This is a genomic window from Tumidithrix elongata BACA0141, from assembly GCF_036349135.1.
Lineage (GTDB): Bacteria > Cyanobacteriota > Cyanobacteriia > Pseudanabaenales > Pseudanabaenaceae > Tumidithrix > Tumidithrix elongata.
Genome location: NZ_JAZBJZ010000101.1, coordinates 1 through 19,636 on the forward strand (window position 1 = coordinate 1; position 19,636 = coordinate 19,636).

General features: G+C 45.8%; 22 protein-coding genes. 15 read left to right on the plus strand and 7 right to left on the minus strand.

What is annotated here, in order from left to right; genetic code table 11:
* Window positions 1–51: 51 nt before the first annotated feature.
* Window positions 52–735, minus strand: coding sequence for a helix-turn-helix domain-containing protein (locus V2H45_RS19535; protein ID WP_330485356.1), 684 nt, complete (start codon window positions 733–735; stop codon window positions 52–54).
* Window positions 736–960: 225 nt separating this feature from the next.
* Here V2H45_RS19535 and recA point away from each other — a divergent pair, with 225 nt between their 5' ends.
* Both recA and V2H45_RS19545 read left to right on the plus strand, forming a co-directional pair.
* Window positions 961–2,070 carry a recombinase RecA gene (gene recA / locus V2H45_RS19540; protein WP_330485357.1) on the plus strand — a complete coding sequence of 370 codons (1,110 nt, stop codon included), beginning with the start codon at window positions 961–963 and terminating at the stop codon, window positions 2,068–2,070.
* Window positions 2,071–2,108: 38 nt separating this feature from the next.
* Window positions 2,109–2,828, plus strand: a complete 720-nt coding sequence (locus V2H45_RS19545) for an HAD family hydrolase (RefSeq protein ID WP_330485358.1) — start codon at window positions 2,109–2,111, stop codon at window positions 2,826–2,828.
* Between the two features lie 91 nt (window positions 2,829–2,919).
* Here V2H45_RS19545 and V2H45_RS19550 read toward each other — a convergent pair whose 3' ends face one another.
* From V2H45_RS19550 to V2H45_RS19575, 6 genes are all read right to left on the minus strand, one after another.
* Window positions 2,920–3,102, minus strand: a complete 183-nt coding sequence (locus tag V2H45_RS19550) for a hypothetical protein (RefSeq protein ID WP_330485359.1) — start codon at window positions 3,100–3,102, stop codon at window positions 2,920–2,922.
* A 269-nt stretch (window positions 3,103–3,371) separates the two neighbouring features.
* Window positions 3,372–3,575, minus strand: coding sequence for a phycobilisome linker polypeptide (locus V2H45_RS19555; protein WP_330485360.1), 204 nt, complete (start codon window positions 3,573–3,575; stop codon window positions 3,372–3,374).
* A 236-nt stretch (window positions 3,576–3,811) separates the two neighbouring features.
* On the minus strand, window positions 3,812–4,297 hold the full coding sequence (apcB, locus tag V2H45_RS19560; protein WP_330485361.1) for an allophycocyanin subunit beta: 486 nt from the start codon (window positions 4,295–4,297) through the stop codon (window positions 3,812–3,814).
* Between the two features lie 65 nt (window positions 4,298–4,362).
* The gene (locus V2H45_RS19565; protein ID WP_330485362.1) at window positions 4,363–4,845 is read right to left on the minus strand and encodes a globin family protein; all 483 of its coding nucleotides are present in this window, start codon (window positions 4,843–4,845) and stop codon (window positions 4,363–4,365) included.
* Between the two features lie 276 nt (window positions 4,846–5,121).
* The gene (locus V2H45_RS19570; protein WP_330485363.1) at window positions 5,122–5,430 is read right to left on the minus strand and encodes a TMEM14 family protein; all 309 of its coding nucleotides are present in this window, start codon (window positions 5,428–5,430) and stop codon (window positions 5,122–5,124) included.
* A 133-nt stretch (window positions 5,431–5,563) separates the two neighbouring features.
* The gene (locus tag V2H45_RS19575) at window positions 5,564–6,607 is read right to left on the minus strand and encodes a LysM peptidoglycan-binding domain-containing M23 family metallopeptidase (protein ID WP_330485364.1); all 1,044 of its coding nucleotides are present in this window, start codon (window positions 6,605–6,607) and stop codon (window positions 5,564–5,566) included.
* A 177-nt stretch (window positions 6,608–6,784) separates the two neighbouring features.
* Between V2H45_RS19575 and V2H45_RS19580 the strand changes: the two genes are divergently transcribed.
* The 13 genes from V2H45_RS19580 to V2H45_RS19640 all read left to right on the plus strand — a co-directional run bounded on the left by V2H45_RS19580 (window position 6,785) and on the right by V2H45_RS19640 (window position 19,376).
* Entirely contained in the window at window positions 6,785–7,618 is an 834-nt protein-coding gene (locus tag V2H45_RS19580) for an inositol monophosphatase family protein (protein WP_408648840.1), read from the plus strand.
* A 67-nt stretch (window positions 7,619–7,685) separates the two neighbouring features.
* Window positions 7,686–9,704 (plus strand): response regulator, encoded by a 2,019-nt coding sequence (locus tag V2H45_RS19585; RefSeq protein WP_330485366.1) that lies wholly within the window; start codon window positions 7,686–7,688, stop codon window positions 9,702–9,704.
* Window positions 9,697–13,281, plus strand: a complete 3,585-nt coding sequence (locus tag V2H45_RS19590; RefSeq protein WP_330485367.1) for a PAS domain S-box protein — start codon at window positions 9,697–9,699, stop codon at window positions 13,279–13,281. Before V2H45_RS19585 ends, V2H45_RS19590 begins: the two co-directional genes overlap by 8 nt.
* 74 nt (window positions 13,282–13,355) lie before the next feature.
* The gene (locus tag V2H45_RS19595; RefSeq protein WP_330485368.1) at window positions 13,356–13,538 is read left to right on the plus strand and encodes a hypothetical protein; all 183 of its coding nucleotides are present in this window, start codon (window positions 13,356–13,358) and stop codon (window positions 13,536–13,538) included.
* Window positions 13,539–13,583: 45 nt separating this feature from the next.
* The gene (locus tag V2H45_RS19600) at window positions 13,584–13,868 is read left to right on the plus strand and encodes a DUF1816 domain-containing protein (protein WP_330485369.1); all 285 of its coding nucleotides are present in this window, start codon (window positions 13,584–13,586) and stop codon (window positions 13,866–13,868) included.
* A 25-nt stretch (window positions 13,869–13,893) separates the two neighbouring features.
* A complete protein-coding gene (locus V2H45_RS19605) occupies window positions 13,894–14,271 on the plus strand; it encodes a response regulator (protein ID WP_330485370.1) in 378 nt (125 codons plus the stop codon).
* A gap of 252 nt (window positions 14,272–14,523) precedes the next feature.
* The gene (locus V2H45_RS19610) at window positions 14,524–15,501 is read left to right on the plus strand and encodes a diguanylate cyclase domain-containing protein (RefSeq protein WP_330485371.1); all 978 of its coding nucleotides are present in this window, start codon (window positions 14,524–14,526) and stop codon (window positions 15,499–15,501) included.
* Between the two features lie 148 nt (window positions 15,502–15,649).
* Window positions 15,650–16,030: a response regulator gene (locus V2H45_RS19615; protein ID WP_330485372.1), complete on the plus strand. Its 381-nt coding sequence runs from the start codon at window positions 15,650–15,652 to the stop codon at window positions 16,028–16,030.
* A 210-nt stretch (window positions 16,031–16,240) separates the two neighbouring features.
* Window positions 16,241–16,654, plus strand: a complete 414-nt coding sequence (locus V2H45_RS19620; RefSeq protein WP_330485373.1) for a hypothetical protein — start codon at window positions 16,241–16,243, stop codon at window positions 16,652–16,654.
* Window positions 16,655–16,741: 87 nt separating this feature from the next.
* Window positions 16,742–17,164: a response regulator gene (locus tag V2H45_RS19625; RefSeq protein ID WP_330485374.1), complete on the plus strand. Its 423-nt coding sequence runs from the start codon at window positions 16,742–16,744 to the stop codon at window positions 17,162–17,164.
* Between the two features lie 614 nt (window positions 17,165–17,778).
* Window positions 17,779–18,171, plus strand: coding sequence for a hypothetical protein (locus V2H45_RS19630; protein WP_330485375.1), 393 nt, complete (start codon window positions 17,779–17,781; stop codon window positions 18,169–18,171).
* Window positions 18,172–18,224: 53 nt separating this feature from the next.
* Window positions 18,225–18,896, plus strand: coding sequence for a DUF1830 domain-containing protein (locus tag V2H45_RS19635; RefSeq protein WP_330485376.1), 672 nt, complete (start codon window positions 18,225–18,227; stop codon window positions 18,894–18,896).
* A gap of 51 nt (window positions 18,897–18,947) precedes the next feature.
* A complete protein-coding gene (locus V2H45_RS19640; RefSeq protein WP_330485377.1) occupies window positions 18,948–19,376 on the plus strand; it encodes a DUF1816 domain-containing protein in 429 nt (142 codons plus the stop codon).
* The last annotated feature ends 260 nt before the right edge of the window (window positions 19,377–19,636 follow it).

Below are 19,636 nucleotides of genomic sequence, written 5' to 3' on the forward strand. Positions count from 1 at the left end.
GTTCAGATTATGGACTCTTAAAGAATCCCCGTCTCTTTAGAGCGGGGAGTGTCAATAAGTCTTTAGTCTTACGGTTGCTCGGTACAGCAACTTTTCCCCCTGCTCGTAGCCGACATAGCGCACGATCGCAGGCGCTCCGATCTCAGCTTCACCCCCTTCATCCAATTTATGTTTGTGCGGATCGTAGGCAATTTCTGCTCCTACCTCAGCGATCGCTGTAATCCCCCAATGCTTGAGCAAGCGATCGAGCGGACGCAGCAAAGGCAATAAATTTCGAGCTGGCATCGTGGCATTGGTCTGGGCGGCATGGGCTGCCGTAGGTAGCTGTAGCAATAAGGATTCTAATATTTGCAAGCTTTCCTGTTGAAATTCCGATCGCAATAGCTGACGTTGCTGTTCTAGCTGTTGTTTCAAAAGCTGATATTCCGCGTGAATTTCATCTTTTGTAAGGGATGGTTGGGATACATCAGGTAAACTACTGGGCAAACTACTGGGCAAACCGCTGAAACTTGCCATGAGTTCGGACAAGCTAATTTTTAAGACTTGACTGAGACGCAATAGATCCTGATATTTTAAAGTCTCGGCTTTGCCTTGCCGAATAGTGTCAACCGCACGCCTCGATAGCTGTGACTGCTCAGCCAACACTCGAAAACTATCAATTCCCACAGCCTGCATGAGCTGCCGTAATTGCTGCGTGTAACCGATCGAATCGGACTGTAAAGAACTAGATGTCATGAAATTAGAAGCGATCGCAAATTTTGATAGAACTGCTAAAATGTTTTGATATGCGTACGATAATCAAATTTATGATTTACAATATGCATTGTCTTTCATAACTTAAAACATAAAGTTAAAGAATGTCCCTAGATATCTTGAGCTTTGACGTTTTATCCTTGACTTGCGATCGCATCGGTCATAATCATAATCAGAAACCCACCCACTACTGCAATCCTAACCGCAATGGCACCAAAATCTAACTCTGCAAAGAATCCCGCGAAATCTGTCGGCATCAGTCCAGAAAAGAAAAAAGCTCTTGAGGTCGCCTTACAGAAAATAGAAAAAGATCACGGTAAGGGCTCAATTATGCGGCTAGGGGATGCCGTCGGGATGAAAGTAGAGACAGTCCCCACGGGAGCGCTCACCCTTGACTTAGCGCTAGGAGGTGGCTTGCCTAGAGGTCGCGTGATTGAAGTCTATGGACCTGAGAGTTCGGGTAAAACCACGTTAGTACTCCATGCGATCGCAGAAGTCCAAAAATTGGGTGGAGTTGCCGCCTTTGTCGATGCCGAACATGCCCTCGATCCCACCTACGCTGCCAAAATTGGCGTAGATATTGAGAACCTGTTGGTCTCACAACCCGATACTGGCGAAATGGCGTTAGAAATCGTCGATAACCTCGTGCGTTCGATGGCAGTCGATATCATCGCGATCGACTCCGTTGCCGCGCTAGTCCCCCGCGCTGAAATCGAAGGAGAAATGGGTGACTCTCACGTTGGGCTACAGGCTCGTCTCATGAGCCAAGCCCTGCGAAAAATTACAGCCAACGTCGGACGCTCTAACTGCATTGTCGTGTTTTTAAACCAATTGCGTCAAAAAATTGGGATTTCCTACGGGTCGCCCGAGGTCACAACAGGGGGGATGGCCCTCAAGTTTTATGCTTCAGTTCGCCTCGATATTCGCCGCATTCAAACCTTAAAAAAAGGTACTGAAGAGTATGGCAACCGCGCTAAGGTCAAAGTCGCCAAAAATAAAGTCGCTCCCCCCTTCCGCATTGCTGAGTTTGACATCATCTTTGGTAAAGGTATCTCTACGAAAGGATGCTTAGTCGATCTCGCCGAAGAGATGAATATCATCGTGCGTAAAGGCGCGTGGTATAGCTATAAAGGCGAAAATGTCGCTCAGGGGCGCGATAACACGATCAAACATATGGAAGAAAATCCTGAGTTTGCCGATGAAATTGAAAAATTGGTACGGGAGAAACTCGCAGCAGGTGTCCCCGTTTCTGCCACCACCGTAGCCCCCAGTGACGACGATGAGGAAGATATTGAAGTTATCGGTGAGGAATTTTAGGCAGCCTCCTGACCTAGCCAATTCTTAAAAGACGAATCATGTCATTAAACCCTTCACCATCAAATACCTCTGAAGCAAAGCGCCTATTTACTGACTTTGACGGGCCGATCATGGATGTATCCGAACGCTATTTTCGCGTTTATCAGCTTTGCCTTGATAAAGTAAAGCAACCCGATCAGGTCGTGACGCCTTTATCTAAGGCTGAGTTTTGGGCGCTCAAGCGATCGCAAGTGCCTGAAATCGAGATTGCCATCAAATCTGGACTGCTGGAATCGGGGCAATCTAAAACCTTTGCGCAATTGCGTCGCGAAATCGTACATACCGAGCCTTATTTTCAGTACGATTGCATCATTGAGGGGGCGATCGCTGCCCTCGAAAAAGCCCAGCAGGCAGGTGTAGAGCTTGCTGTCATGACCATGCGCCGCGTCCGCGAACTTGAACCCGTGCTAGAGAAATATAACTTGGAAAGATTTTTTCCACCTAGTCACAGGTTTTGTCTCAGCAATGATTACATCAAGACAGGAGACACTAAAGACAAACCCAAGTTGATGGAACGGGCGATCGCTACCCTATCCCCCGTCAAATATCAGTGGATGGTAGGTGACACGGAGGCAGATATTATTGCTGGTAAGAGTTTTAATGTGACGACGATTGGGATTCTCTCGGGAATTCGCGATCAGACGCAATTAGAGCTGCACCAACCCAGCCTGATTCACCCTAATTTGATGTCTGCGGTCGAGATTGTCTTAAACAGTTAAAAGCTTTTAATCAAATAGGGGCGACTCACAAGTTGCCCCTATTTATATACAGATTCAATGTAGCCTCAAAGCCAAAAGCTATTGAATAGCTTTAGATCCCCCGAAACATATCTTTCATATCTTGTTTTGCCATCTTGGCAAACATACTTTGCTGCCCAAGATAGAGTAAGTGAAGATCGGTCAGTAATTTTTTCGCTGAGTCTAGATCTAGATCTTGAACTTGCTGGCAAAACATGGTGTGCACAAATTGCTTTTCGATGGATAAATCGCTCATGTGTTTTACTCCTCTTGGTCAGCCATGACTAGGTTGTCGTTGGAACTTAAACTTTAGGTATGCACATATCCAGCACAAGGTTATGTCTAACGTAATAATAGTTTAAGAATAACTAAAATGTATCATGGCTACACAATAAGTAGATATGCCTAAAGAGCGATTTTTAAGGATCGCTCAAAAGGATATATAACCTATTTACCCACCAAGCCTACACAGTAAGCAATGTGACCAGATGTATGAGGGAAATAGAATGTAGAAAATGCAAAAGATTATTGTAGACCAGTATTTGTGCCAGATTTTCCAGTAGCTAGACGGACTTGGACAATTTTTCCACCCATTTTCATGATGCGTTGCTGCTCGGCAAACCAATTGTCAAAAGGTACTAGCTTAGTAAAAAAGGTGTTTTGTAATTCGCGTTGGGTGCGAATGCGGGTTTGACTTGGGACACAAGCTGTGATCTTAAACATCCGCATAGCGGTACTCTCCTTTAGAGTTGATTAAAAATTAATATCAAATTCTCAAAAAAATTACTGCCCTTAATGTCTAGTTATATAAACATATCTAGCTATAGGAGCCGATTGAGCTACCTTCACAAATTAGGCGGGGAACCAGAAACCCTAGGTTAAAACATTGAAGCCAAATAATTTAGCCTGCAACACCTTAACATAAGCTTTGTAATTCCACCGCCCTTACTGTTAGCCCGAAAAAATTAGCTCAAACCAGAGCTGATGTAGTCGAGGTAAACACCAAGTTCTTTACCAGCTTCTGAACCAATCAAGCTAGCAGCTACTTCTTTGATAGCTTGAATAGCTTGGATTGTGGTAACAACAGGGACGCCCAAAGAGCTGTAGGTTTCTTTGAGACCGTTGAGTACGCGCTCATCTAGGATGGAAGCGTCGCCAGCTAGCATGGCATAGGTAGCATAGCGGAGGTAGTAGTCTAGGTCGCGGATGCAAGCTGCATAACGACGGGTGGTGTACATGTTGCCACCGGGACGGGTAACATCGGTGTACAACATAGACTTAGCAACAGCTTCCTTGATGATGGTGGAAGAGTTGGTGCTGATGGTTGCAGAAGCACGAACGCGAAGTTCGCCAGTTGCAAAGTAGCCTTTTAGTCTTTCGAGAGCAGCAGAGTCCAAGTACTTACCTTGAACGTCAGAAGAGTTGATAACAGAGGTAATAGCGTCTTGCATTTTTGATATATCTTCTAATTTAGTTAGTAAGTTGTGTCAAAGAGTTGAATGGTTTTGGGAAACTATTACAGCGCGCCGATGAGATAGTCAAAGTAAAAACCAGCTTCAGCAGCATCTTCACCAGACAACAAACCAGAAGCTACACTCTTCAAACCGCGGAAACCTTCAGCTAGTCCAGAAAGGGGGACATCCAAAGACTTGTACATTTCCTTAGCACCCACCAAACCAATTTCTTCGATTGGGGTGACATCACCTGCAACGATTCCGTAGGTAACGAGTCGTAGGTAGTAGTCTAAGTCTCTGAGGCAAGCAGCTGTCATTTCTTCGCCATAGGCACTGCCACCGGGAGAAACAAGGTCAGGGCGCTTTTGGAACAGTTGATCGCCAGCTTGCTTAACAATGCGATCGCGTGATTCGCTTAGGGTTTGAGCAATGCGCAGACGACGTGCACCTGAGGCAACAAATCCTTTGATGCGATCTAGTTCGCCGGGGCTGAGGTAACGAGCTTCAGCATCAGCATTCACGATAGATTTCGTGACTACACTCATTTAATTATTTCCTCCAATCTAAAAATTGAGAATGAAAACCAGTTAGTTAATGTGATGAGCCTTCATAGACAAGAATTACCCCAAAGGGATAAATCTCTACTACGGAGATTCAGTTTTACAAATCAATAATCACATGAGTATTTTGATACATTGCGTTGTACAGGAGCTTTTTTTCATAACACTTCTTAACATTTTTGTTTTGTATGTAACAGCCTAAGGAATTTTGTCTAAAAAAACCTTCTTTCAGGTAATCTCTACCTACAAATTTGCTGAAGTTTAGGTGGGCAAGAGCATTGCCGCGATCGCCGCCAAACCAGCCATGATCATGACTCCCGCTGGCATAAACTTGCGCGTTTTCACCAAACGCAGAGCAAACACAAGCACGAGCAACGCCGCGATCGCAAGACCCAAAAACTTTGCCCAGCCTTGGCCCTGCCATTGCAATGCCGCAGCGACAAGCAGTCCCACCCCACTGATGCTGCCTGAAATCATCGAGACTTTGCTTTGACTTTTGACATAGCCAAAGATGCCACCAGCGATCGCCAAGACACCATAGGCGGCTGTTGCCACAATGCTTACGCTCATAATTTTTTAAGTATCCAACTCTGAATTTATCTAAACCATGGGTATTCAGAAAAATGCTATCGAACTGTCTCGACAACTGTAAGTTGATACTTGGGTTTGTTTACACAAGTTTACAAAGCTATGATTCGCAAGCCTATAGCGTCACAATATCGCGAATTACTGAAGCCAGTCGGTTGAGATAAGGCGCAGGATCGAAGGCTACCCAACCATCAGCCGTAGGTGCAAGGATTTCAAAATGTAAGTGCGGTCCTGTGGAGCGACCTGTAGAGCCCACAATACCGATTTGCTGACCTCTCGCCACATTTTGTCCCTCAGACACATAAATGGCAGCAAGGTGAGCGTAGCGAGTCCCTGAGGAGCCCTGAATAATTTCCACCATATTGCCGTAACCACCTGCCCAACCCGCAAACTCGATTCTGCCTGATGTTGCAGCTAGTACGGGCGTTCCCATCGGCGCACCTAAGTCGATGCCACTATGAAACGTCCATTCACCTGTTACGGGGTTTGTCCGCCAGCCATAGACTGAGGTCACAGGTACAGGATAGGGAAGTGGATAACCACCTGTATCCATAATAATCCCATCGCCTTTGGCAATATAGTTTGGTAGCGCGACTGGATCGGGCTTCCAAACTGCACCAGGGACAAACACAACCTTGGGGTGATTTTGGCAACCATTGTGTTCAAAGAGGACATCAGCCCTCAAACCAAATTTTTTGGCAACGGTTTTATAGGTTTCCTCATTTCCAAATCGATAGGAGAGCCCGTCCATGGAGGGAATTGCAATGGTTTGACCAACCTGTACGCTGCCGTCCCGAACGCTGGGATTTAGTCCCATCAGCGTAGCCGTGGTCAGTTCGTATTTTTTGGCGATGCTTTCTAAAGTTTCGCCTGACTGCACTTTATGTTGTTTTAAGTCGGCAAGGACAGGTTTGCCGCATAATGCCTCTGCATCTTGATCGATAGGGGGATCGTTAGAGGTTACAGCAGCACTTGCAAAAGCGGTGGGGATATTTGCCAAGGAAATAAATGTAGCAATAAGTCCTGACAGGCAAAGAGCGCTCTTTGTCCCTAGTTTGGTTTTTTGATTCTCAAATAACACGTTGACCCTAAGAATGCGACGATTGTTGGGGAAGGAAGCAGCGAAGCACTTCCAAAAACCCATAAAAAATTCAGACAAAATTTGCAGGCAAAATTTTAACGCTACATTCTTCACCTAACAGCCATAGATAATCCTGCAATTCATCCCTTTCGTCAACTCACCCAAATGCTGATTTCTGCTGATTTGGTTTCTGATTTAACCGAGGCTCTGTGTAATATTCAAGTAGATTGTTTTAACATTTATGGTTGCGAAATTATGAACTCTGGGAATAGCGATCGCTTGCAAATTTTTTTAGATATCGCTACAGAAGCTGCCTGTGCAGGTGGTGCGGTGCTTAAGTCGTTTTGGGGCAAGCTGAAGGAAATCGAAGAAAAGCAACCAGGAGATTTGGTGACGATCGCGGACAAACAAGCCGAAGTTGCCGTTTTAAGCGTACTCAAACGTCATTTCCCCGATCACGGCATTTTGGCGGAAGAATCTGGCGCGATCGGCAATCCAGACAGTCGATATCTATGGGCAGTTGACCCGCTAGATGGCACCACAAATTTTACCCACCAATACCCTTTCTCGGCGGTCTCCGTAGGCTTGCTGATCGATGGCATACCCGCTGTGGGGGCAATTTACGATCCCTTCCACGATGAATTATTTCGGGCGGCAACTGGACTGGGCGCAACCTGCGATCGCCGTCCAATTCGCGTTTCTAGTACGACAGAACTGAGTCATAGCCTGTTAGTGTCGGGCTTTGCCTATGACCGCACCCGCACAGATGACAACAACTATGCGGAATTTTGCCACTTTACCCATTTAACCCATGGCGTGCGTCGAGGTGGAGCGGCTTCTTTAGACCTAGCCTATGTTGCCAGTGGACGCTTGGATGGCTATTGGGAACGCGGTTTATCGGTATGGGATTTAGCCGCAGGTGTCGTCTTAGTGAGAGAAGCGGGTGGCAAGGTGACAGCCTATGATGGCAGCGAACCCGTACTCAAATCGGGCAGAATTTTGGCAACGAATGGTCACCTACAGGCTCAAATGATTGCCGAACTCGCCCTCGTAAAGCCTTTACAGGTTAAGTTCCCAATGGGAAGGTAGTTTCTACTTCTGTTACGATGATTTGAAGTAACGTACGCCTATTTGCTCAGGGCAACCTAACATTACTGTGAAAATTTTATTGGTTGAAGACGATCGAGCAACGCGCAAAATGCTTGAAAATGCACTAGCTACTCGACACTATAGTGTCGAGGTAGCGCTCGATGGGCGTTCGGCAATAGGTTTAGCAGAACAGTTTGAATACGATCTAATCGTTCTGGATGTGGGCATTCCCGAAATGGACGGGATTGGCGTTTGCAAACGGCTGCGGACACAGGGCTGTCAGACCCCGATTTTGTTGCTAACCGGAAAGGATGGGGTCAGCGATCGCATTATGGGTCTAGATGCTGGGGCGGATGATTATATGGTCAAGCCGTTCAATCTACCAGAACTACTGGCAAGAATCAGAGCTTTACTGCGACGGGGCAAAACAACGACCTCCTCAATCGTAACTTGGGAAAACTTGCAGCTTGACAGTGGGGCAAATGAGATTCGCTATAAAGAGCAAGTATTACGCCTAACGCCAAAGGAGTATGGAATTTTAGAGCTACTTTTGCTAAATCCCCACCGAATTTTTAGCCGAGCCGCCCTGATCGATCGCCTCTGGGAAATGGAGGAGACCCCAACTGAAAGCGCGATCAGTAGCCATGTTAAAGCGATTCGGCAAAAGTTAAAGGCTGCTGGAGCGATCCAAGATTTGATTGAGACGATGTATGGCTTTGGGTATCGCCTCCGACCCCTAGAGGCAAATCTACCTCCATCCTCTTCATCCAAACAGGAGGAGCTTGCAGCGCTGCACCCACCACTGCACTCACTACAAGAGACGATAGAGGAGCGACAAACCAAGAAGGAATTGGATGACGCGATCGCGGCTCATGCCATGATGCTAGAGCTTTGGGAGCAGTTTAAGGATTCCTTTGGCGAACAGATTGACCTCCTAGATCGGGCGATCGCAGCATTACAGCAAGGGAATTTGACAACTGATCTATGGCAATCGGCAAAACAGACCGTGCATAAATTGATCGGGTCGTTAGGGGTCTATGGTTTCCCACAGGGGTCGGTATTGGCGAGACAGATTGAAGATTTGTTGGGTTCCGATCTCCATTTATGCGTACCAGAGATCGAGCAGATGTCTCTATTGGTTGCGAAGCTAAAGCAGGAACTCCAGCAAGAACCCGTTTTCGATCCGCCTTCCCACGATGGGGGAGACCAAGGATCGAGCCGTCAAGACATTCCCTTGGTGCTGGTTGTGGATGATGACGATCTCTTAACGGCAAGGTTAAAGACCGAGGCGAGTTCGCGATCGCTTCAGATTGAAGTGGCAGCAAATTTAGCGATCGCCCAACAAGCACTGGAATGCAATTTACCCGATGCGATCTTGCTGGATTTAACCTTTGGGGATGGCAAGGAAGATGGGTTGACTTGGCTGGGAACCCTACAGCAAAAACACCCTCAGATTCCTGTACTCGTTTTTACTGGGCGAGATAGTCTATCCGATCGGGTGGCAGCGGCGCGTTTGGGCGCACAGGCATTTCTGCAAAAGCCCATTGCCTTAGATCCAATTTTTGGGGCGATTCAAACGTCGCTTAGGCAGGTTCAGGCAAAGGTTCGCCCGAGCGATCGCACCATGATGGGCAAGGTGATGATTGTGGATGACGATCTAGCGATCGGGCATCGGTTATCAGTTTTGCTCTCACCTTGGGGATTGCAGGTAACGTTTCTGTCCGATCCAGCCCGTTTTTGGGAAGTTCTGACCAGCACGATTCCCGATCTGCTAATTTTAGATATAGAAATGCCAAGGTATAGTGGCATCGACCTTTGTCAAGTCGTGCGCAATGATGCCAAATGGGGCAACTTGCCGATTTTGTTCCTCACAGCACACCATGAAGCAGAAACCATTGTCCGCGCATTTGCCGTAGGAGGAGATGATTACATTCGCAAACCCATTCTAGAGCCAGAGTTAATCGCTCGCGTGCTCAATCGTCTAGAACCAGGACAGATTCGACGTCAGCAATTGATGTCAACGCTCATGGAACAGCCCTCATCGAGCAACTACAGTAATACTGAAGGAAAGGATAGCCATGATTAAAGCATCACGTACCGTTCTGATCGTGGAAGACAGCCCAGAAGATAGAGAAATGCTGCGTCGCTATCTACAGCAAGACGATCGCTACACCTACACTGTGTTAGAAGCGGAAACAGGAGAAGAGGGACTAGAACAATATCGCCTATTTCAGCCTGATGCGATTTTGTTGGACTATTTACTTCCAGATATAAATGGGCTGGAATTTATCCAAACTTTACAACAGCAAACCCCAAAAATAGATCTACCTGTCGTTTTTCTCACAGGGCAGGCGAATGAGGAACTGGCAGGGCAGTTGACCCAACAGAACGCGCAACAATTTCTGAATAAGTCAACCATAACGTCTGGGAAGTTGCGTCAAGCCTTGGATAGAGCCTTCAAACAGGTGGAACTCCTCCGTCAAGTCGCAGACCTGAAAATTCAAGCCAATCAGACCCTAGAAATTTTGAGTCAGAGAGAGGAACAGCTACGGTTAGCCTTAGAATCTGCCCAGATTGGCGTTTGGGATTGGGATATTGTCAACGATCGCCTGATTTGGGACGATCGCATGTACGAAATTTATGGCATCGAGCGATCGGACTTCGCTGGTGCGTACCAAGCATGGGTAAATGGAGTCCATCCCGAGGATCGCGCGATCGCCAATGCTGCGATTCAACGGGCGATTCTTGGTGAAAAGAGCTACGATCCTGAATTTAGAATTGTACGTCCTGATGGAGCGATTCGCACGCTCAAAGCCAATGCCTTTCTGCAACGCAATGCCGAGGGTAAAGCGCTACGCATGATTGGGACGAACTATGACATTAGCGAACAGAAAGCGGCATTGAAGGAACGCGAACAAGCACAGGTTCTCCTAATTCAGCAGGTCGAACAACAGCACCTGATTATGGAGATGACACAGGGCATTCGGCGATCGCTAAATTTGCAAGATATTCTCCAAACGACCGTAGATGAAGTTCGACAGTATCTGCAAACCGAGCGCGTGATCGTCTTCCAATTTTCTGCCAATTGGGGTGGTACGGTTGTGGTGGAGTCCGTCGAAGAAGGCTGGAGCCCCATCCTATCGACTCAGATTGACGATCCTTGCTTTGGTGACACCTACGTTGATTCTTTTCGGCAGGGTCTCATAACCGCAAAGTCTGACATCTATAATTCTGGACTCGCCTCCTGCCATCTCGAACGCCTAATCAGTTTTCAGGTCAGGGCGAATTTAGTGGTTCCCATTCTTAAAGGTGATGAATTATGGGGTTTATTAGCTGCCCATCACTGTTCGACACCTCGCGAATGGCAAGCCTCTGAGATCGAGCTGCTATGGCAGCTCGCAGCCCAAGTGAGTATTGCCATTCAACAATCAGATTTGTTTGAGCAAGCAAAGGCAGAACTCGCCCAGCGCAAGCAGGCAGAGCAAGCTTTGCAACAATTGAATATTGACTTGGAGCAACGGGTGGCAGAGCGTACTGCCGAACTTGCCCAAGTGAACGATCGCTTACTAGAAACCCTGATCGATCAACAGCATTCCCAAATTATCTTGCAAGAGCAGGCACAACTATTAGATCTCGCCCACGACACCATTATCACCTACGACATGAACGATAAAATCACGTTCTGGAATGAAGGTGCGGAGTTTATGTATGGCTGGATGAAATCAGAAGCGCTAGGTAAAGATGTCCATGGGCTCCTCCAAACCCAATTTCCCAACCTTTCCCTTGCCGAGATTAAAGCCGAACTCTTAGAGCAAGGATATTGGGAAGGCGAACTGATTAAGACCTGCCGCAATGGCTCGACGATTACGGTGGACAGCCGCTGGGTGTTGCAGACAGACGAATTAGATCGACCGATCAAAGTTTTGCAGATCAACAACGATATTAGCGATCGCAAACAGGCAGAAGCCTTGATTAGGCAACAGGCTGAGCGAGAATCTCTCTTGCTTGAGATTAGCCAACGCATTCGTCAATCCCTCGACCTCTATACAGTTTTCGAGACTGCGGTGGAAGAAATTCGCAGGTTTATGCATGCCGATCGGGTCGGAATCTTTAAATTCTATCCCGAGTCTCATTTTGACGATGGGGAGTTTGTTGCTGAATCTGTTTTGGAGGGATTTGACTCTGCTTTGGCGATTAGAATTCACGATCATTGCTTTGGCGAACAGTATGCCATCCATTACCAGCAGGGTAGAATTCAAGCTGTAGGCGACATCTACAATGCGGGATTGCTGGACTGCCATCGAGACGTTTTGGCAAGGTTCCAGATTCGCGCCAATCTGATTGTGCCATTGCTAAATGGAGAGGGTTTATGGGGCTTGTTATGCATTCATCAATGCGATGCCCCTCGTCACTGGCAAGAGGTTGAGATCGACCTAGTCAAACAAATTTCCAATCAATTGGCGATCGCAATCAACCAATCTGAGCTTTACGAGCAACTGCGTCGCGAACTCCAAGAACGCCAGCAGGCAGAAGCGATGACCCGCGAATCGGAACGACGTTGGCGATCGCTGTTTGAAAGCACCAACCTTGCCGTTGTGAGTTCCGACACGACGGGGATTATCAACGCGGTCAATCCTTTCTTTTTGAAACTGACAGGCTATACAGAGAGTGAAGTGCTCGGGCAAAACTGGTTTGACTTTTTTGTGCCCTCTGAGCGCGTCCAAGAGCAGCGTCAGAGGCTTCAAGAAAATCTCCAGCAGGAAACCTATCCTTCCTTCCAAGGGCAGATTTTAACCAAGGCTGGGAAAGAAATCATTATTAACTGGAGTAATACCCTATTGCGAAACCCCAAGGGTGAAGTGATTGGCGTTACGGGAATTGGGGAAGACATTACACAACGACAAGCTGTAGAAAAACTAAAAGATGAGTTTATTTCCATTGTCAGCCACGAACTGCGAACACCCTTAACTTCCATACGCGGTTCGCTGGGGCTACTAGTGACGGGGGTAATGGACGACGACCCCGAAGCCATGAGACGAATGATTGAGATTGCTGCGATCGATACAGAGCGGTTAGTTCGACTCGTAAACGATATGCTCGATCTAGAGAAATTAGAGATGGGCAAAATTTCGCTCCTACGAGAATGTTGTGATGCCGTAGACTTGATGCGGCGATCGCTAGAAATTATGGAAAGCAGCGCCCAAGAAGCAGGAGTGCGCCTAGAAATGAAAATGCATACCCAGTCCATTCAAATTTGGGTGTCGCCCGATCAGATTATTCAAACATTTACCAATCTGCTCAGCAATGCAATTAAGTTCTCACCCGCAGGCAGTTTCGTGACGATCTCTGCTGAAGTTGTCAATGAGGTCGAGAATGAAGAGGGGAATGAAGAGCGTGCGGAAGTTCGGAATCCCATCCTTCCACTTCCTTATATTCTCTTTTCCGTAAAGGATCGGGGACGGGGTATTCCTGCGGATAAGCTCGAAATCATTTTCGGTCGCTTTCAACAGGTAGATGCCTCTGATTCTCGCGATCGCGGTGGTACGGGGCTAGGACTAGCGATTTGTAAATCGATCGTGCAGCAGCATGGCGGTCACATTTGGGCAGAGAGCGTTTGGACGCAAGGCAGCACCTTTTTTGTAGCCTTACCCATGCGATCGTAGTTGCATCAAGACATTTCTCCAGACTTTCTCCATCTTTGTCAGCTAATATCAAAATATAGATTAATCATTTCTCGATGGTGAAATGCATAGGCATGAATGTGCCTAAAGATGTGATTCGTGCGATCGATCGCATGCCTGTTTCGGATAGTGCTATAACTCCTATGGGAAATTTTTTTAGATTTTTACAACGACATACCTGCTTTGTCATGTTTTGTAACGTAATCAATCAAATTAATCCAGGAATAAAACTTCACTAAGTTACGTTAAATAGAGTTAACGACTTAAGCAGGAGTCGAAGGGAGATGGCTTATAAAGATTGGATTGGGAATTTCTGGGAACCTACTAAAAGTGTTTTTACATCATTTTTAAATCGATTGGGGCTGGCTTGGTGGGTAAAAATTATCACGGCAAGTCCGATATGTATTTATTATTTTGGCCCTTTTATTAGCGATCGCGAAGCCCGAAATCTTCAAGGAGGATACATTGAGGATCTCATTCACGAGGGCGCTACGGTAACAAATTTAGAAATCAAGTGCTGTCAGCCATCCCAACTGACGGTCGATATCGATCTAATCGATGTCGATTAACAATTCAGCGGATCGATAGAACGCTATGACCGTTAAAAAGATTCTGATCGTAGATGACGAAGAACGCATTCGAGAAGTCGTGAGCATGTGTCTGACCAAATTGGCAAAATGGGAAGTCATTGCTGTTGCCACAGCAATGGAGGCAATCCAAAAAGCGTTAGAGTGGCAACCCCATGCCATTTTGTTAGATGTCTCGATGCCAAACATGAATGGGTTAGAAATGTTGCAACAACTTCAGGGTCACCCAAGAACTGTATCAATTCCCGTGATTTTCCTCACAGCCAAAGTTCAACCCAATGAAAAATTACTGTACCAACAACTCGGTATTGCGGGTCTCATTATTAAGCCCTTCAATCCAGTCGAGATTGCAAAGGAGATTAGCCATTTACTCGGTTGGACTTAGGAAAGCAAAGGTGCGATCGCTCAAACATATTTTTTATATATATGCTGGATTTTCTCCAGATTTTCTCCAGATTTTTTTTCTAATCTAGAGAATAGACTATTCATTTCTAGGTTGTGTGCGCAATGGTGCGAGGGCCAAAATTTACACGATCGATCGCATGATTTGACTGCTCCCATTCATTTAACCTTGGTAACTGTTCGAGCATTAAAGATTTCTCCAGTCAATATACATAGGCTTTAGAGGGTATCTGCGTTGCAAACTATAATCAATCCCCGTTCCTCCAAGCAGTCACAGGTCATGCCTCCTTTGCTAAGCAATTCTCTTGCGTTCAAAGTTTTAGAGAGCGTTGGTACGTTGGTGATGGTGGTTGACTTGCAGGGACGCATTATCTTTTTCAATCCTGCCTGCGAAGCGATCGCCCAGTATTCCTCTACAGAAGTACAGGGTTGCATATTTTGGGAAAAGTTGCTCCCTGCGGAAGAAGCTGAGATTGCACGGGTACGGTTTGCCTCTCTCGATGCCCACGATTTCCCCTATCACTCTACAAACCATTGGCAAGGCAGCACAGGCGATCGCGTCAAAATAAACTGGACAGAAACGTTACTGCTTGACACCCATGACGTACCGCAATATGTAATTTTTTCAGGCTTTCTCTTAGAGAGCATCCTAGAACCGTCAGCACTCTACGCCCAGTTACAGCAAGCCAATCAAGAACTAAATCGCCTCTGCAATTACGATCACCTCACTCAGATTCATAATCGGCGTTGCTTCGATCACCGTTTGGCATACGAGTGGCATCGGCTAGCACGCGAACAGCAAGTCTTATCTGTGCTTATTTGCGATATTGATTTTTTTAAGGCATACAACGATATATACGGTCATCTTGCTGGCGATCTATGCTTAAAGCGCGTTGCCAGTGCGATCGACCTAACGCTACAACGCCCAGCAGACTTTGCTGCCCGCTTTGGTGGTGAGGAATTTGCAATTATTTTGCCAAATACGGATATTGATGGCGCTCGCTATATTGCCAAACAAATTTGCGATGACATCAAAGCATTACAAATTGTCCATGAAGGGTCTGCTGTCAGTAATTTTGTCACTATCAGTTGCGGTATTTCCTGTCTAATTCCTGTCGCCCAAGACGATCCGATGATTTTGGTTGGCTTTGCCGATCATGCCCTATATGAAGCCAAGAGGTTAGGACGCGATCGCATTTACGGAATTGGCTAAATATAATCAGACCCTAAGTTTGCCACCAAGCTACCGCTCGATATTTTGCAAAGTCATCGATCGATCTCAATGCGATCGCCATTAAAAGTGAGAAAATAATCGAAGGGAATTGAATTGCTGGCTTTATTTCCAGCAATGGTTGGCGATGATGGCTAAGTTAATATTAGTTGTAGATGATGAAGAGCGCATTCGAGAGGTCGTGCGTGCCTGTTTGGTAAAACTTGCAAAGTGGAAAGCGATTACGGCGGCATCGGGTCTAGAAGCAATTCAAAAAGCCGTAAGCGATCGCCCCGATGCCATTTTGCTAGATGTCTCAATGCCGGGGATGGACGGGTTAGAAACGCTACAACAACTTCAGAGTAACCCACTGACAGCATCGATTCCTGTGATTTTTCTGACGGCAAAAGTGCAACCCAACGAGCAATTGCAATATAAGCATCTTGGTGTAGAAGGGTTAATTATTAAGCCTTTCGATCCGCTCCAGATCGCCAAAGATGTCGATCGATTGCTGGGCTGGAGCCAACTATAGAAAATGAGAACCAGGGAATAGCGATCTTTTTAGATCCATTTCATCGCCTTTTGCCTGTAACAAAACTGCAAACAATTTAACAATTGCTTAAGAAATCGTGCGGTTTCTCCAAACTTTCTCCATCTTTTTTACATAACCTAAAGACCTTAACTGAGTTTTCAGTTATTTAGAGCGTAGTACGCATAAAGCTGCAAGCTACATCTACCCCTATTGGCGAATCGATCGGCGATCGCTGCAAAAATCAATGCTTTTCTTGTAGTCAACGATTTTGAATTAGAGGTAAAAATGCCACACGAGTTTGTTAACGTCACCCTGCCAACAGTCATTAAAGATGTCTTGGAAGATTATCCAGAGCATCCCTATCGGGTTGTCTTTTCGACCCATGAATTTAGGCAAAAGCTCGTCGATCGGATTTTGAGTCAAACTTCCAACCTCAACGAAGGCGAAGGACAATCAGCCCCACTTTACAAACAAAAAAGTTCGTATAAGTCTCCTTTGGCAGAGCGTTTATATTTAGAAGTTGTAGTACGTGGCAGCATCCTCCATGTTTTGCGAGAAAATGCTGACAGACTGAGCGACGTTTCAAAAGATGGAGACTATTCGCTGAAGCCTCTATTTGGGTAATTCTTGCGATCGACCTTGTGTCTAGTATTGCGTCAAAGTGAAACAGAGAGCTCGGATAGTTTAGAAATAAAATTGGAGGTGGTTGATATGACCACCAAGTTGATTGTTAAAGTGACCACTAAGCGAACTGTAAACGTGACCACCAAGCGAATTTTAATCGTTGATGACGATGCTTCAATCCTCGAAGTTTTGGCAGCCTGTTTGCAAAAATTAGGAGGATGGGAAGTTTTAAAGGCAGCATCAGGTAAAGAAGCGTTAGAGCAGGCCCGAAAAGAAAAACCAGATGCGATCGTTCTAGACGTAATGATGCCTGAGATGGATGGATTTACTTTTTTACAGTACCTGCGCTCAGAACCCAAAACTCCCCCCATTCCTGTGGTGCTATTAACCGCAAACAGCTATATCCCCAACCCCGATCTTTTACCAGAACTAGGGGTAGTGCTGACGATTTCTAAACCGTTTCTCCCCGTTATGCTTGTCCAACAGATTTCTCAAGCATTGAAATGGTAAATATCTCGAACTATAGCAATCACAAATTATTTGAGTGCAGGGGCACATGAGTTGCCCCTACGATTTTATGTAGAAGAAAGAATCTCTCTTATATCATTTTCGATTGCTATAGACCCGTTGCTATGAAATTGGCAACCAATAAAATATAGAGTCTTTATCGCAGTGATTCCCATCGAAACCATCAAGCCTGTGTTGATGAATAAGCATTTATACCAAGAGGTTTAGGTTTCGCAAAAAAACTTTATCAGATTTCTGCCTTTCTCCAAACTTTCTCCAGAATCTCCGAGTAAATTCAAACCTATAGAGCTTTGAAGGACAAATCATGCCCTCGACTTAAATTACTCTTCTCTTTTTAATTTACCTTTTAAAACCATGAACGCCTGCCCCTGTTGCTCCGATTCAATGCTTAGGCACTTTCGCCAAAATCAAGAATATTGGTTCTGTAGGACTTGCTGGTTAGAGATGCCGCTATTTGAAAAGCCACCTGCTTTAACACCCATCTCCCTGAGATTAGATATTAATCTTTTAAAGAAAAAACAGTCCCTACGCATGGCTTGACTATATTGCTGCTTTCTCGTCTCCCCCTCGACCTTGCCCATCTAAAGATTCTAATCATGAAAATTGTCGATCGCCCCTATCAGTGCAATGTTCTAGGACAGACCTTTGGTCTTTGGCAACTGCAATGCCATTTACGCATTTTTCGCCTGCCTTCTGGACAACATGTAGTAGTCGTGTCAGATCGAAATTGTGAAATTGGTTGGTTTATTCCCTATAAATTGGAACAGTTGGCAACTCGGATCGTGCAGGAGTTTCAACTCGATCCCGATCGCTTAGTTTGGATCGAGCAGGATCTCGATCATGCCCGCAGACAAATTTGTACGGAATTTAGCCAAGTTTTGTTTCAGTGGAATCAAGGCAATGCATGCGATCCACAGTGGCATGCGCTCGACGATGAGTCCGCAGCATGGCTGGTGAAAGAAGAGCCATTGCAGCTTGCCACAGCTTAAGAAATACACATTTGAGCAGGGTTCAACCCAGTTCAACCACAAGGAGCAACTTCATGAAGGGGTACAAGCACATAATCGTAGGCACATTTTCGGACTATGCCAATGCTTGTAGCGTTGTCGTAGATCTGGGAAATGCAGGCTTTGATGCAAATAAGCTTTCGATTATCAGCATTGGTTCTGAGATTGCGCCGCGATCGTCTGATACCCAGATTAGACAAGAGATTATCAAAGAGAAGCCTTTGAGATATGTTGGGGCGATTGAGAAAGGACGCTTTGTCGTGATTCTTTCAGGCTCCGATCGAGATATTCAACTGACACAGCAATTTTTTAACCAACAGGCCTGTGAGGGGCGATCGCTAACGAAACCTATGAATCGAGTTCTTTGTCATTACAGTAATTGCACGCCACACGTTGAAATTGCTAGAGTTTCCCATGGTTCCAATATTTATCTAGAGCGGGTGATTTTTCCACTTCAACGCATCTTTTTTGAAGCTCCTTTAGAAGCACAATTGGAAACTTTCACCAGTGAGATTGCGGGTGCGATTTTAAGTGACAGAATTGCTTGTAGCGAACTTCTCGTTCTCGAACCATCTAGTGCAACACCGAGCGTTGTAGCAGAACTGCTGCCAGAGGTGACGATTAGAGCGACAACCTTGTTTAGCTCTAATGTTGCTGAAGCTAGAGCCGCCTTAAAAGATGCCGAAAAAAGCCCTACCCATGCCTAAGAATTAGAGGTTTTAGGGGGGTGTGTGATTGCCAGATTCAAATCAAACACTGTGGAGCGACATACATTGAGCAGTTCTCCCTACGAATTAGGTTGGTGGCTGGAAATATTTACGGCACAGCCCGCCTGTATTTACTACTTTGGTGCATTTGAAACTTCGCAGGAAGCGGAGGAATCTCAGGCAGGGTTTGTGCAGGATCTGCTTCTTGAAGGTGCTCAAGGCATTGCCACAAGACTTCGATTTTTTCAGCCGACTAAGCTCATCGTGACTGAGAAAGAATTGCTGACACACCCTCGCAGACATAGGGGTGAGAAAATCAGCGATCGCAATAAGAGCAAAACCCAACTAATCAAGGAATTGGAGCTATTCTTAAACGAGGGATATTCTACGAAAAGAGGGCGATCGCATACCGTATCTTCTACGCAGGGAAGAATAGAAAAAAAGTTTAATTTGTCCTCGCTTTCAGGATGTCCTCGATAGTTCTAAACCAACTTCCGATCGCTCCCAAACAGGCTTTTTCTTAAGGCATTTAGCATCTGATTGAGACAGATAAGGTTCTTGAAGGCTCTTTGCACCTCGAACTTTGGAACGTTGAGCTTAGAATTTATTCAAAGCTGAATTCTCTAACGTTTCAGTCCCGATCGCGGGATTTTGTCGGCGGAACGATCTGAAGTAAGCCTTTTGGGCTAACCTACATTATTCATGAGAACCCAAAAGAGAATAAAAATCAAGAAAAAAGG

What these genes read in the sequence shown, in the direction of transcription:
- V2H45_RS19535 (WP_330485356.1), bottom strand. Translation starts at nt 735, where the DNA reads ATGACATCTAGTTCTTTACAGTCCGATTCGATCGGTTACACGCAGCAA.
- recA (WP_330485357.1), top strand. Translation starts at nt 961, where the DNA reads ATGGCACCAAAATCTAACTCTGCAAAGAATCCCGCGAAATCTGTCGGC.
- V2H45_RS19545 (WP_330485358.1), top strand. Translation starts at nt 2,109, where the DNA reads ATGTCATTAAACCCTTCACCATCAAATACCTCTGAAGCAAAGCGCCTA.
- V2H45_RS19550 (WP_330485359.1), bottom strand. Translation starts at nt 3,102, where the DNA reads ATGAGCGATTTATCCATCGAAAAGCAATTTGTGCACACCATGTTTTGC.
- V2H45_RS19555 (WP_330485360.1), bottom strand. Translation starts at nt 3,575, where the DNA reads ATGCGGATGTTTAAGATCACAGCTTGTGTCCCAAGTCAAACCCGCATT.
- apcB (WP_330485361.1), bottom strand. Translation starts at nt 4,297, where the DNA reads ATGCAAGACGCTATTACCTCTGTTATCAACTCTTCTGACGTTCAAGGT.
- V2H45_RS19565 (WP_330485362.1), bottom strand. Translation starts at nt 4,845, where the DNA reads ATGAGTGTAGTCACGAAATCTATCGTGAATGCTGATGCTGAAGCTCGT.
- V2H45_RS19570 (WP_330485363.1), bottom strand. Translation starts at nt 5,430, where the DNA reads ATGAGCGTAAGCATTGTGGCAACAGCCGCCTATGGTGTCTTGGCGATC.
- V2H45_RS19580 (WP_408648840.1), top strand. Translation starts at nt 6,785, where the DNA reads ATGAACTCTGGGAATAGCGATCGCTTGCAAATTTTTTTAGATATCGCT.
- V2H45_RS19590 (WP_330485367.1), top strand. Translation starts at nt 9,697, where the DNA reads ATGATTAAAGCATCACGTACCGTTCTGATCGTGGAAGACAGCCCAGAA.
- V2H45_RS19595 (WP_330485368.1), top strand. Translation starts at nt 13,356, where the DNA reads ATGGTGAAATGCATAGGCATGAATGTGCCTAAAGATGTGATTCGTGCG.
- V2H45_RS19600 (WP_330485369.1), top strand. Translation starts at nt 13,584, where the DNA reads ATGGCTTATAAAGATTGGATTGGGAATTTCTGGGAACCTACTAAAAGT.
- V2H45_RS19605 (WP_330485370.1), top strand. Translation starts at nt 13,894, where the DNA reads ATGACCGTTAAAAAGATTCTGATCGTAGATGACGAAGAACGCATTCGA.
- V2H45_RS19615 (WP_330485372.1), top strand. Translation starts at nt 15,650, where the DNA reads ATGGCTAAGTTAATATTAGTTGTAGATGATGAAGAGCGCATTCGAGAG.
- V2H45_RS19625 (WP_330485374.1), top strand. Translation starts at nt 16,742, where the DNA reads ATGACCACCAAGTTGATTGTTAAAGTGACCACTAAGCGAACTGTAAAC.
- V2H45_RS19630 (WP_330485375.1), top strand. Translation starts at nt 17,779, where the DNA reads ATGAAAATTGTCGATCGCCCCTATCAGTGCAATGTTCTAGGACAGACC.
- V2H45_RS19635 (WP_330485376.1), top strand. Translation starts at nt 18,225, where the DNA reads ATGAAGGGGTACAAGCACATAATCGTAGGCACATTTTCGGACTATGCC.